This window comes from Pseudoalteromonas tetraodonis (assembly GCF_002310835.1).
Lineage (GTDB): Bacteria > Pseudomonadota > Gammaproteobacteria > Enterobacterales > Alteromonadaceae > Pseudoalteromonas > Pseudoalteromonas tetraodonis.
In genome coordinates this window covers 1,665,723-1,679,348 of record NZ_CP011041.1, presented here as the reverse complement: position 1 = coordinate 1,679,348, position 13,626 = coordinate 1,665,723, and the positions used below count along the sequence as shown (strand labels likewise).

Genomic DNA, 13,626 nt, shown 5'->3' with positions numbered 1-13,626 from the left:
AGTGTAAAAAACAACTCAAGTCCGGTGGTGACTGAGCTTGGGTTGTTTTTATTTTCATTCTCATCAACAACAATAAGCCAGAGTTAGTTTTGTACTAATACAACCCCCCGAATCTTTATTGTGTGTGAAGATGTTGTCAATTGAAATGCAGCGACCGTTAAGTATCTACTTAATCATCGCTGCTTTTTTTTGCTTAAAATTTACTGTTTTCTGGCTACAAATTCTAAAACAGTCGCATTAATACAATATCTATCTTGCCCTCTAGGCCCCTCACCCGGAAATAAATGCCCTAAGTGAATACCGGTACTTTTAGACTTAAGCTCAATGCGCTGCATTCCCCAGCTATTATCTTCATGTTGGGTTACACTGTCTTTTATTGGGTGGGTAAATGAAAGCCAACCGGTGCCTGAGTTAAATCTATCGCGGGTATCAAATAATGGCTCACCGCTTAGTTTATCAATAAAGATGCCATCGGGCGTGTTTTTAAAAATAGCATATTCTTTGCAGTAAGGGCTGTCGGTTTTAGCATTAAAAGCCACCTTATAAGCTTCACTGTTGCCAAGCTTAAACGCACCTAATGCTTTATAAAATTGCTCTGGGTTCATGTAGCCTTGGCGAGAATAGACCTCAACCCCATTTTCTAAAAATAATATGGTAGGTGTAGCCCATGTCGCCGATTTAATCGTTAACCCATCAAGCTGATCAGCATGGCGGAAAGTCATTGGAATTGTGCCTTTATAATCATTGGCAACGGCCGCTTTAAACTTTTCGCAGTAAGGGCAATAACTTTGCGAGTCTAAAATAACAATCTGTTTGCCATTTAATAATGCAGTATTATCTACCTTCGGTTTATCACTTTGAGTAAATACAACACCGGTTGAATGATCAGGGCAATAGCCGTTTGGATTTTTTTCAAGGTAATTTTGATGATACTCTTCAGCCGAATAAAAGCGCTCAAGTGGCTTTATTTGCGTCACTATTTTTCCATAATCGGCTTTACTTAATAATTGCTGATACTCACTCGTGACCGCTTTTGCGATGCTCGCTTGCTGATCGGTAGTGGTTAAAATAATAGAGCGATATTGCGTGCCTACATCATTACCTTGACGATTCTTTTGCGTTGGATCGTGGCTCTCATAGTAATTTTGCAACAACTCTCTTGCTGAAATAATATTACTATTAAAAGTAACCTGCACCACTTCGGCGTAATTATCTTCATCAAAGCGACGGGATAACTTAGTGATATTTCTATAGGTTGGCTTAAACCCCCGGCCATCGGCGTAACCCGATTCAGCGTCTAACACACCATTAAGTGCTTCGTAGCGTTTTTCTGCACCCCAAAAACAGCCCGAACCCAGCACTATTTTTTCAACATGCATGGTTGCATCTAAATCAGTTGGTTTGATTATTTCATCTGACGATATAGCACTCATTGCACTTAGTAAGCCCACAATGGCAAACGCCGATAGTATTACCCGCTTAAACATACGATGACCTCTTAGTTTTAGTTACTCTAGGGTCTGTTGACCTTTCAAGGTTAAATTTGCAGCAGTTTGTTTGGTGTTTAGGCAAGGCAGAGCCTATGTGGTGTGGTTATTCCCCATAAATAGGCGATAACGGAGCATCAATGCCAAACAGGCGCTGCCCTTCGGGTTCTGCCTAGGAGCGATTTTAATCCGCAAAGGTCAACAGACCCTAAAGCAGACCTGTAAACTCAAGAATAAATTTCACACGCAATAAAACTTTACGAAGACGGGAATTTAATCGATCCGAGTTTGTCTATTAATATCGTAATAGCACAACGACTGTGATAGCTTAAATACAAACAATATTAATAAGTTATCTGTATGAGCACTTTGCCAAGTATAAAAATATTAACAAATTCTAGTCTGCTTTTTGATGTTTCTCACTACAGCGAACAACACATACTTGCGACGCAAAAAAAACTCTGGGCGCTGTCACAGTATTGTAAAAACACCAATGAGTTTATAGATTTAGTCCCCGGGATGAACTCATTAACCTTGTATTTAAAATCAGCCAGTAATTTACATCAATGGCAAAACACCTTAACAAAACTATGGGATGAGGTTGATGATTACGCCTTTGAAAGTCAGCATCATAAAATAGACACCTATTACCAAGGTGAGGATTTAAACTATGTGGCTAATTATCACAAGCTAACAATAGATGAGGTAATTAATTTACACAGTAAAGAAATTTACCATGTGTTGTTTTTAGGTTTTGTGCCCGGTTTTCCTTATTTACATGGGCTCAATTCTCAACTGTTTACCCCAAGGCGTGATAACCCACGAGTCAGTGTTCCTAAAGGCGCGATTGCGATTGGGGCAGACCAAACAGGCATTTATCCTGAAAACTCACCTGGTGGCTGGCATATTATTGCTCATACTGATGCCTGTTTATTTGATGCAACCGCCTCAAACCCTTGTTTATTTAAACCCGGTGACACCCTTGAATTTGTGCCTGTTAAAAGGAGTAAACAATGATTAAAGTAATCAAACCCGGTATACAGCTTACAATCCAAGATTTAGGCCGTGTGGGTTTTCGTCATTTAGGGGTTAGCCGCTCGGGTAGCTTAGACGCCTATGCGCACATTATTGCCAATCGCTTAGTAAATAATCACGATAACGATGCCGTACTTGAACTCACCGTTGGGTTATGTGAATTGCAATTTGAGTGCGATACCGTCATTGCTCTGCATGGAGCCGACTTAAACGCTAAACTTGACGCTCAAGCCGTTTACCCCGGGTGGAGTTATCCGGTAAAAGCAAAACAAACACTTAAATTTGATACAGGACGCGGTGGCTCCAGAGCTTACATTGCTGTAAAAGGTGGAATTGAATGCCCTGAAGTTATGGGTTCTAAATCAACCGACTTAGGGGCAGCCATTGGTGGTTTTAATGGCCGAGCATTACAAAGCGACGATATTATAAAAATAACCCCATATACTCAGCCTTGGCTATGCAATAAAGGTGCATTAACACCGCCTAAACGAAAAGTTATTCGGCTACATCAAGGCCCACATCATGAACTACTTACACCTGAGTGTATAAACGCTTTCTGTACCACCTCATTTACTATTAACCCGAATAGTAATCGAATGGGAGTACGCTTAGATCATAATAATAGCCAAATAATGCAACACTCGCTCTCACTGCACTCACTCGCGGTAGCACCGGGAAGCGTGCAACTCCCACCTGATGGCAACCCAATTGTGCTGTTAAATGATGCACAAACAACGGGGGGCTACCCATTGATAGGCCATGTAATAGAGGCGGATTTACATCAGTTTGCTCAGTTTAGAACCGCCGATTCTATTACTTTTGAGTTTGTAACGCTTGAACAAGCAACCGCGGCAAAAAGTAAACTCGATGCGCATCTATCTCAGCTTAAACTGAGTTTAAATCGCTATTGGGCTAATTAACATAGTACGATAACGCTGTTTTCTTAATGATTATATTTGCACCCACTTGGTGCAAATATAAATTTACATCAGCATGAAACGCTAAACCCTGCCGGTTTTAAATCAAAAATTGTACAATCCGTTGCTATCATACTATTAACCTCACCATATTGGTGCACCAGCAACATGTTTGGTGCATAAATTATTCTTATTAATTTAAAAAAGCCGTGTGACTTAGTTATTTATTTCTGATAAAACAAGGTTAGTCTTTAGCAAACTCGCTATCGTAGGCACTTAATAGGAATGAGGAAAAATTATGTGTTCAATTTTTGGTGTACTCGATATTAAATCGGATCCCAGCCAGTTACGCACTCAGGCAATCGAAATGTCTAAACTGTTACGTCATCGTGGGCCAGATTGGTCTGGTGTGTATTCATCTGATAAAGCAATTTTAGTGCATGAGCGCTTAGCCATTGTTGGCGTATCAAGCGGTGCTCAACCCCTTTACAACCCAGAAAAAACCCATATTTTAGCGGTTAATGGCGAAATTTATAACCACAAAGAGCTGGCCGCTAACTTAGAGATCGACTTTGATTTTCAAACCCAGTCAGATTGTGAAGTGATTTTAGCCCTGTATAAACAAAAAGGGCCGGCATTTTTAGATGACTTAAATGGTATTTTTGCTTTTTGTTTATATGATGAAGAGCAAGACGCATACTTAATTGGTCGCGATCACATTGGTATTATTCCACTGTACACAGGTCACGATGAGCACGGTAACTTTTATGTAGCGTCAGAGCTCAAAGCGCTCTCACCTATTTGTAAGCACATTGAAGAGTTTCCGCCGGGGCATTACCTTTACAGCAAAGACGGCAAATTAACCCCTTACTATCAACGTGATTGGCAAAGCTTCGACGCTGTTAAAAACAACGATGCCAAAGCAGAAGATGTAAAAGATGCATTGGAAGCGGCGGTTAAGCGCCAGCTTATGTGTGACGTACCCTATGGCGTATTGCTATCGGGTGGCTTAGATTCATCGGTTATTTCCGCTATTACCCAGCGCTTTGCTGCAAAACGTATTGAAGATAACGATGAAAGTGATGCTTGGTGGCCTAAACTGCATTCCTTTTCGGTGGGTTTAGAAGGCTCCCCCGATTTAGCCGCAGCGCAAAAAGTAGCTGATATGATTGGAACAATTCACCACCCTATTATCTTTACTATTCAACAAGGTATTGATGCACTTAAAGAAGTGATTTACCACATTGAAACTTACGATGTAACCACCATTCGTGCATCAACCCCAATGTACTTAATGGCCCGTCAAATTAAAGCCATGGGTATAAAAATGGTGCTCTCAGGTGAAGGTGCAGATGAATTATTTGGCGGTTATTTATATTTTCATAAAGCGCCTAATGCACAAGAGTTTCATGAAGAGCTGAACCGTAAAGTTTCAAAGCTCCATATGTTTGACTGTTTACGTGCCAATAAATCAATGGCGGCTTGGGGTGTGGAAGCACGCGTACCATTTTTAGATAAAGAGTTTGTTGATGTGGCAATGCGCATTAACCCTGAAGCTAAAATGTGTAAAGACGGCAAAATTGAAAAACACATTTTACGTGCAGGCTTCGACGGCTACCTCCCAGATGAAGTGTTATGGCGTCAAAAAGAGCAATTCTCTGATGGCGTTGGCTACAGCTGGATAGATACCTTAAAAGAGTTTGTTAATGAGCAAGTAACGGATCAAGAATTGGCGAATGCCAAATTTAAATACCCAATTAACACGCCAGACTCTAAAGAAGCGTATTTTTACCGCAGTATTTTTGAGTCGCACTTCCCAGGCGATGCCTCGGCTAAGTGTGTACCACATGGTAAATCAGTTGCGTGTTCAACCCCAGAAGCACTTGCATGGGATGCATCATTTCAAAATAATGCCGATCCATCAGGGCGCGCTGCGGGCGTTCATAACGAAGCGTACAAATAAAAATTTAACCATCCTAAGCTGCAGTGTTAAAGCTGCAGCTTTTTTTGGTGTCTTTGTGCGTAATTTTCTTAAAATGCTTATTGCACTGAGAGAAGTGAATGAGAAGAAAATGAGAAAGTAAAAGCCATTCTGCCTCATCATTTTTGTTTAATTATGTGGTTTTGTTACTTCTCTAAAGGCTCAGCGTCACTTTATCCTCTTTGTGAGTTAAGCTGTTAATCGTCAAAATAAACGAGGAAGCCAAATTAGTTTAAACCGCAAAATAAATAAGCCACTTTTTTATAAAAACTACTTTAACATCGCTATTTTCATTGCTGATTCTATTAACCTCCCCTTGGCTAAAAATCCAAAGCTATAAAAATGTAATTAAAAAGTCATAAAAAAGCCCATTTAACAAATTACTCTTAGTTTTAAAAATCAGAGTACGCTTTTAGCGTATCCAATTAAGTGATTTATCTGTTTATACGCCCTATTAATATGAACATTCATTAACTTAGCTTTTGCATTCATTGCTATTTACGACTATAAAATAAAGTGCTAACGCGTTAGTTTTCATTTTCTTAGCGACCAGACATGTACAATAAAAAGACAAAGTCAGCTCAAAATTTTAGCAAAGTGTTAATTCTTTCGTATTTAATATTTAACTCCCCTAGCAGTAAAGGTATGATGGGCAATTAAATTAGTTAGTCTTCTAATTATTCGTGTTATTAGCTTTGGCAAAGAATCTAATAAGACGAATACAGTGAACTATAAAAAACTGGCATTAAGCCAGCCTGTTTCATTAACCAATGAGGTATTGCATGAGCGAGAATCATGACAAGTACAGTATTGACAATACGGACTACACCGTAGGTCAAGACAACGTGCAAAAATGGGGGTTTGATATACATAACCCTGTATTCGGAATAAGTGCAGGGTTAATAGCGCTGTTTTTAATTGCCGTATTAGTATCTGATGCCGAAGTAGCTAAAACGACGCTAGATGGTATTAAAACCGATATTATTAATAATTTTGACGGCCTGTTTATGTGGGCTGCTAACTTCTTTGTTATTTTTTGTTTAGTTTTAATTTTTTCGCCTTACGGCAATATCCGTTTAGGCGGCGACGATGCTAAACCATCTCACTCTCGTATTTCTTGGCTGGCAATGTTATTTGCAGCAGGTATGGGTATTGGCTTAATGTTTTGGGGAGTTGCTGAACCGGTGGCTTATTACACCGGCTGGTATGAAACACCGCTTAATGTGGCTGCCAACACCCCAGAAGCAGCAAAGCTTGCAATGGGCGCAACTATGTTCCACTGGGGTCTTCATCCTTGGGCCATTTATGCAGTTGTCGCGCTTTCTTTAGCGTTTTTCACATACAATAAAGGCTTACCGCTTTCTATACGCTCAATTTTTTACCCTATTTTAGGTGATAAAGCATGGGGCTGGCCGGGGCATATAATCGATATTTTAGCTGTGCTTGCGACCTTATTTGGTTTGGCAACGTCTTTAGGATTAGGTGCTCAACAAGCTTCAGCGGGTATTAACCACGTATTTGGCCTTGAAGGTGGCGTAGGTTCACAAATTCTGGTTATTACAGGGGTGACGTTATTAGCCATTGTCTCAGTTATTCGAGGCATTGATGGTGGCGTTAAGCTACTAAGTAATGTCAATATGCTTATTGCTTTAGTGCTACTGGTATTTGTATGTTTAGTTGGTTTTGCTGTATCTATGGGTAATATACCAAACACGGTAATGGGCTATGTAGAAAACATTATTCCGTTAAGTAACCCACATGGTCGTGAAGATGAAACATGGATGCATGGATGGACAGTATTTTATTGGGCTTGGTGGATTTCGTGGTCACCGTTTGTAGGTATGTTTATTGCCCGTGTTTCACGTGGTCGTACAATTCGTGAGTTTTTAACCGCTGTACTACTTATTCCTACAGCAGTCACTATCTTATGGATGTCTATTTATGGCGGCATCGCAATTGACCAAGTAGTTAATGGAATTGGTGCCCTAGGAACTGACGGTTTAACAAGTGTGCCTATGGCGATGTTCCAAATGCTTGATGAAATGCCAATGGCAAACGTTTTATCTTTCATTGCTATTGTTTTAGTACTGGTATTCTTTATTACTTCTTCTGATTCAGGGTCACTTGTAATCGATTCAATCACAGCAGGTGGTAAGATTGATGCGCCGGTACCACAGCGTATTTTTTGGGCGTCTGTTGAGGGTGCTATCGCTGCTGCATTACTTTGGATTGGTGGCACTCAAGCGATTGAAGCACTGCAAGCGGGGGCTATATCAACCGGTCTGCCATTTACCATTGTATTGTTATTGATGTGTGTAAGCTTAATTTTAGGTTTACGAACTGAGCCTCGCCCAGTTAAATAACACATTCCATAATAAAAAAGCCGCAAATTGCGGCTTTTTTTGTGCTCTATTTTTAACAGTAATGCTTCAATAGCTAAAGCCAAATTTCACTCACTGGCGTGTCTGATCTATAGTGGTAACTCAGCTGCGCTTGCAGCAGCTCGGCAGTGGCTAGTGCATCAGTAAGCGCATTATGGTTTTGATACAGTGGCAATGAATAACGCTCCCGTGTATCACTTAACCTAAGTGATCCTAGCTTTGAATTAAACAGCCTGCCTAATAACCCCTGCCGCGCTTTAAGCGCCCGCCTTTCTATTTCCATCGTATCAACTAGTGCAAACTCTATGCCCTCTTTTATACGCATAAGTAGCGCGTTATAAAAAAAATGACGTTCTATTGCAGCATAATGTACCACCACCACTTTGCCTTTAAGGGCATCAAGCAGTGGCGCTAAAATTCGATTAAGATCAGGGGCTTCATCCACTTCTGAATGAGTAATTCCATGAATAACGATTGACTCTTCACTTAAATCTCGTCGTGGTTGCACCACCCAGTGACGGCTCTCTTTACAATAAATACGATTTACATTAAAAGGCACCAGCCCCACACTAACAATATCATCGCTATTCGCATCAAGGCCGGTTGTTTCAAAGTCGAGCGCCACAAAAGGGACATCTTTAAGTGGAGCAGCCTGATTGGTAAACGCTTGTTGATAAAAGTCTTTAAGTAACGGGTTTTGCGCAGTTTGCAATAACTGCTCGTAGCGCTGTGACCAATCTAACGGTGATTTAGCCATAACTTATTTCACACCCGGGTGCGCAGAATAGCTAAATTTTAAAAAGCTTTGCGCTTTTTCTAAAATAGCAAAGGCTTCTTTTAAATTACTTTGCTCAAAGGGTGAAAGTAAATGGGGGTCTAGATCGTTATCTGGGGCTTCACCCTGCTCTATTTGCCACGCCTGATGACGAATACGTACTGTGGCAATATACTCAAACGCATCACGTAAATCTTGTGCTTTACCTTTAGGCAGTAAATTTGCCTCTATAATATCTTCTAAGCGCTCAAAGGAGTTTTGTTTACGTGAGCCAACCGCTAAGGCGTGCACGCGCACCACATCAGATAGCGGCGCCGTACCACGGCGTTTTAAGTTCATTGACCGCTTATGCTGGCCATTATGCTCAAGCACAAAACCGTTAAAGAATCCTAGTGGCGGCGTTCTATTGCGGGCATTGGCAGCAAGGTTCGCTAAAAAGCGTTTGTTTACTTTGCTTTCTTTGGCCACCAGCGTTTTAAGCTCATCGGCCCATTTTAGCTTGCCCCATACACCATCTAAGTCAAAAAATATCGAACTATTAAGTAGTGCTTGCGGTTTCGGCTCGGCCATCCAACTAGCAAATTTTTCTTTCCATTGTGTACGGGTCATACGCCATTTTTTAAACGACGCCATAATTTCACCGTCACAATAGGTATAGCCACATTTAGCTAAACCATCACACACAAAATCTGATAGGTTTTGAAAATACTCATCGTGCAGTGCCTCATCAAAACTATTATCCAAAATGAGAGCATTATCTTGATCAGTCACAATTAGCTGCTCGTCGCGGGCCATTGAGCCTAAGGCTATAAAACAATAAGGAATAGGCGGCTCGCCAAATTTTTCTTCGGCCAGTGCTAACAAACGCTGTTTAAAGGTACGGCCTATGACCGCCATAGCGGTTCCTATCATATGCGAATTTGCATCTTCATTAACCATACGTACAAATACATTAGGTAATTGGCGCGCGTAATGAACTAAGTCATCAACTGATTGCTGCGCTAAAATACCGCGTACTAACAGTAAGCTACTTTGTGATTCATAACGTAAAATGTCAGACAGCGATATTACCCCAATAGGTCGTTTTTTATGTACCACAGGTAAATGATGTAAGTTATCTCTTAGCATGGCTAATACGGCTTCAAACACATAGGCGTTGCTATCAAGTAGTACTAAGCTTGATGTCATTACTTCTTTGGCGGGTGTATCATATGTTAACCCTTGGGCAACCACCTTAGTGCGAATATCTCTGTCGGTTATGATCCCAACAACTTGACCGTCGTCTTCTTCTGGATCGTCGCTTATTTGTTTTTCTATGTCGGTAACTAACACTGAAGAGACCGATTCTTGCGTCATTAAAAATGCGACGTCTTGAATAGCAGTTTGCATTGTTACTGTGACCACATCACGGTGTAATAATGACTTTACTTTCGCGGTGGTTAAATCATTGCTGTCGGCTTGCTCTACAATGGCTTGGTGCAAACGTACGTTACCATCCACTTCAAAAAAATCGGCAAAGGTTTCGTATTTATCGCAATATTCGTTGAAGGTATTAACGTTAATACAATAGGTTAAGGTGTCTTCTAGGGCACGAGCCGGAAAGCGCACTTTGCGGTTCATCAATAGGCCCATTTGGCCAAAAATGCCGCCTGTGGCTAAACGATTATAGAGCTCGCCATTACGACGTGAAATTTCAACCGAGCCACTACGAATAATATATAAGTCACTAATATCTTGGCCTAAATGTAAAATATCAGTTTGCGCACGAAAATAAGCAACTTCAATTTGCATTGCTAGTTCGTTTAGTGCCTCGCTCTCAAGCGTATCAAAAGGGGGGTGTTCAACTAAAAATTGGGCTATTTCAACTTGCTCGGCCTGCATAGGTGATCCTTGTGGCTTTAATCTAGTTGAATTGTGGGCTTAATTGGCTATTTTTTCAAAGAAAAATAGCCAATTAGCGTAATTAGTTAGTCAAGTTGCTCCAGCTCTTGGGCTAATTGCTTTGACTCATCGCCACGAGGACTGGTAAAGCGGGCTAATCCTAAATAAATCACCGGTGTTAAGTAAAGCGTAAACAATACCGCTAAGGCTAGTCCACCAAATACCACCCAACCAATGGCATTACGTGCTTCTGCTCCGGCACCTGTTGACATAATTAGGGGTAACGCACCTAGTAAGGTCGATATTAAGGTCATGGTGATTGGTCTTAAACGTACCAATGCAGCTTGTTCAACCGCTTTTCGAACACTCAGCCCCTGATCTCTTAATTGATCAGCAAACTCGACTAATAAAATCGCATTTTTAGCGATTAACCCAATTAACATCACTAGGCCTATTTGCGAGTAAATATTCAGTGAGGTACCGGTTAAATACAGCGCTAAAATGGCCGATGTAATCCCAAATGGTACAGTGATCATTACCACGATTGCACTGTTAACATTTTCAAATTGCGCCGCAAGTACTAAAAACACAATTAAAAATGCCAATACGTAGGTCATTAATACTTCGTTGGAGGTTTCTTCAAATGTCAGTGCTTCCCCTTTAAACGCAAGGGTAATACCTGCTGGTAATGATTGCTCAGACACTTGCTTTATTTGCTCCACTAAGGTGGCAATTGTTAAGCCTTCAGGCAGCTCCATACTGAGCTCTATGGCACGGCGCTGAGCATGACGCTCAAGCTCGGCAGCAACCCCTTCCTCTGAAATGTTAGCGACACTACTGAGCGGTACCAATTGATTATTACGAGCTCTAATAAACAAGTTTGCTAAATCACTTGGGTCGTTAATAGTTTGATTTTGTGCCTGTAGCATAATAGGAATAGATTGATCGCCAATGTTTAAATCAGCGATATCGTCACCATTAATAGCGGCTCTTAACGTAATTGCGATATCACTTAAAGACACGCCAAGTTCTTCTGCGCGTCGTCTGTCAATATTAACACGCAATTGCGGCTGCGATGGCTGATACGATACTCTTACCGGCGCAACCTCTGGCACGGCTTTTTCAAGATCAGCTGAAAACTGCTGTGCAGCCTTAAATATTTCAAGGTAATCTTGTCCCAGTAAAGCGATTTCTATGCCGCCACCTTGGCCACGTAAATTTAAGCTATTTGCACCACCAGGGTAAGCAGGTGCACCAGGGATGTTACCTAAAGGCTGGCGAATTTTATTAATAATTTCTTGTTGGCTAAAGTTACGTTCATCCCAATGCTTTAATGGCACAGTAATAAACACAATATTGGGATCCCATTGCCCAACCACAGTGTAAATAGACTCAATTTCACCACTTTCAACGAAAGGCAGTAAGGTATCTTCCATTTTAATGGCTTGTCTATCCATAAAATTTAAGCCTACGCCATCAGGTCCGCGGGCAAATATTCTAATTTTACCGCGGTCTTCAGTAGGGAGCAGTTCGTTATCTAAACTCATATACAAAGCACCCGAACCGCCTGCAACTAATAAACAAACAATAAAGGTAACCCACGCATGATCCAGTACTTTATGAATTGTTTTGGTATAAATATTGGCAAGCACGTTACCAAATTTCGCAAAGGGATGAAAACCACCTTGCTTAAGCTTTAGTTTAGAGGTGAGCGCCGGCACTAACGATAACGCAACAAAGCTAGATATAATTACCGCACCAGCTAGTACGCCACCAAACTCCCTAAATAAACGCCCTGCTGTAGAGGGTAAAAATGCGATGGGTACAAACACAGCCGCTAATACTGCAGTGGTGGCAATAACGGCAAAAAATACTTCACGGGTACCAACAACCGCTGCGGCACGCCTTCCAAGGCCTAACCCTCGCTGGCGTTGAATATTTTCACTCACTACAATTGCATCATCAACAATTAATCCTGTCGCTAATACCAGTGCTAATAAGGTTAAAATATTAATTGAAAACCCAAGTGCCCATATCAGAGCTAATGAACCTATAAGCGCAACAGGAATGGCAAATGCTGGGACTAATGTTGCACGCCATGAACCAATAAACACCCATAAGGTGATGATCACTAGCAGTACCGTTAGAACCAATGAGTTAATCACTTCATCTACTGAGCTTCTAATAAACTGCGCATCATCTGATGTTAGCGTAAACTCCATCTCAGGAAAGCGCTCACGCATTCCCTCTATAAGGTTGAGTACTTCATCAGAAATTTCGATGGTGTTGGACTGTGCTTGGCGAATAATTTCCATACCAATAACAGGTTTACCATTAAGTCTTACCATAGAGCGCGGATCGGCTGGGCCAAAATATACCGCGGCGATATCGCTAATACGGGTATCGCCCTGAATTATAATATCGCCCACCTGTGCGGGGGTAACAGACGTTGCATCAGCGCGCACTATTATTTGCTGATCGTTTGATTTTAAACTCCCTGCAGGCACATCAAAGGGGGCTTGTCTGAGTACATCGGCAACATCTGGAATCGTTAAGTTAAAACTGCTGAGCTTTAATGGATCAATGCGAACCCTGAGCACACGTTCTCTATCGCCGTTTAATCGTACGTCGGCAACGCCAGGAATAGTTAAAAACTGCGGCGCTAAGTCAACATCAACCCGCTCTGTTAAAGCCTCTAACGATAAGCTTTCACTTGATACTGTTAATGAAACCACCGCTTCAGCGTCGTTATCAGCCTTAATAATAGAAACGCGCTCTACCTCTTCAGGGAGCTCTCTTTGCACTCGAGCAACGGACTCACGCGTTTCATTCGCGGCGTCGTCAAGATTAACACCCGGTCTAAATTCAACCACAATGCGTGAATTACCTTCTTCACTTTGTGCACGAATCGATTTAACACCGCTCACGCGGGCCACGGCACCTTCAAGTTTACTGGTAACTTCGGTATCAACGGTTTCAGGTGAACCACCAGGGAACGAGGCTGATACAGTAATACGGGGTCTGTCTACATCTGGAAGCTCTCGAACTTCTACGCCAGCTATGGCGGCAATTCCGGCAATAATAATCAGTAAATTCAGTACCACAATAAGCACTGGGCGGCGAATAGCCATTGATGGCAAGTCTTGCATCATAGGTTGCTGTTTCATGG

At 41.5% G+C, this 13,626-nt stretch carries 8 protein-coding genes; 4 read left to right on the top strand and 4 right to left on the bottom strand.

Features of this window, described 5'->3' with window-relative positions; genetic code table 11:
- Nucleotides 1-200: 200 nt before the first annotated feature.
- Entirely contained in the window at nucleotides 201-1,487 is a 1,287-nt protein-coding gene (msrA, locus tag PTET_RS07720; RefSeq protein ID WP_013464892.1) for a peptide-methionine (S)-S-oxide reductase MsrA, read from the bottom strand.
- 360 nt (nucleotides 1,488-1,847) lie between these two features.
- On the opposite strand from msrA, the gene pxpB reads away from it, so the two are divergent.
- The 4 genes from pxpB to PTET_RS07700 all read left to right on the top strand — a co-directional run bounded on the left by pxpB (nucleotide 1,848) and on the right by PTET_RS07700 (nucleotide 7,783).
- A complete protein-coding gene (gene pxpB, locus PTET_RS07715) occupies nucleotides 1,848-2,504 on the top strand; it encodes a 5-oxoprolinase subunit PxpB (RefSeq protein ID WP_013464891.1) in 657 nt (218 codons plus the stop codon).
- Entirely contained in the window at nucleotides 2,501-3,442 is a 942-nt protein-coding gene (locus PTET_RS07710) for a 5-oxoprolinase subunit C family protein (protein ID WP_013464890.1), read from the top strand. The genes pxpB and PTET_RS07710 overlap by 4 nt, the downstream gene beginning before the upstream one ends.
- Before the next feature lie 295 nt (nucleotides 3,443-3,737).
- Nucleotides 3,738-5,402, top strand: a complete 1,665-nt coding sequence (asnB, locus tag PTET_RS07705; protein WP_013464888.1) for an asparagine synthase B — start codon at nucleotides 3,738-3,740, stop codon at nucleotides 5,400-5,402.
- A gap of 800 nt (nucleotides 5,403-6,202) precedes the next feature.
- A complete protein-coding gene (locus PTET_RS07700; RefSeq protein WP_013464887.1) occupies nucleotides 6,203-7,783 on the top strand; it encodes a BCCT family transporter in 1,581 nt (526 codons plus the stop codon).
- A gap of 73 nt (nucleotides 7,784-7,856) precedes the next feature.
- Here PTET_RS07700 and PTET_RS07695 read toward each other — a convergent pair whose 3' ends face one another.
- The 3 genes from PTET_RS07695 to PTET_RS07685 form a co-directional block, all read right to left on the bottom strand.
- Entirely contained in the window at nucleotides 7,857-8,558 is a 702-nt protein-coding gene (locus PTET_RS07695; protein WP_013464886.1) for a 3'-5' exonuclease, read from the bottom strand.
- A 3-nt stretch (nucleotides 8,559-8,561) separates the two neighbouring features.
- On the bottom strand, nucleotides 8,562-10,457 hold the full coding sequence (locus PTET_RS07690; RefSeq protein WP_016899937.1) for a putative nucleotidyltransferase substrate binding domain-containing protein: 1,896 nt from the start codon (nucleotides 10,455-10,457) through the stop codon (nucleotides 8,562-8,564).
- A gap of 86 nt (nucleotides 10,458-10,543) precedes the next feature.
- Nucleotides 10,544-13,624, bottom strand: a complete 3,081-nt coding sequence (locus PTET_RS07685) for an efflux RND transporter permease subunit (RefSeq protein ID WP_013464884.1) — start codon at nucleotides 13,622-13,624, stop codon at nucleotides 10,544-10,546.
- Nucleotides 13,625-13,626: the final 2 nt, after the last annotated feature.

Bases quoted from the DNA above. Each gene is read 5' to 3' on its own strand.
- PTET_RS07710 (WP_013464890.1), top strand. From the start codon at position 2,501: ATGATTAAAGTAATCAAACCCGGTATACAGCTTACAATCCAAGATTTA.
- PTET_RS07695 (WP_013464886.1), bottom strand. From the start codon at position 8,558: ATGGCTAAATCACCGTTAGATTGGTCACAGCGCTACGAGCAGTTATTG.
- pxpB (WP_013464891.1), top strand. From the start codon at position 1,848: ATGAGCACTTTGCCAAGTATAAAAATATTAACAAATTCTAGTCTGCTT.
- msrA (WP_013464892.1), bottom strand. From the start codon at position 1,487: ATGTTTAAGCGGGTAATACTATCGGCGTTTGCCATTGTGGGCTTACTA.
- PTET_RS07690 (WP_016899937.1), bottom strand. From the start codon at position 10,457: ATGCAGGCCGAGCAAGTTGAAATAGCCCAATTTTTAGTTGAACACCCC.
- PTET_RS07700 (WP_013464887.1), top strand. From the start codon at position 6,203: ATGAGCGAGAATCATGACAAGTACAGTATTGACAATACGGACTACACC.
- asnB (WP_013464888.1), top strand. From the start codon at position 3,738: ATGTGTTCAATTTTTGGTGTACTCGATATTAAATCGGATCCCAGCCAG.
- PTET_RS07685 (WP_013464884.1), bottom strand. From the start codon at position 13,624: ATGAAACAGCAACCTATGATGCAAGACTTGCCATCAATGGCTATTCGC.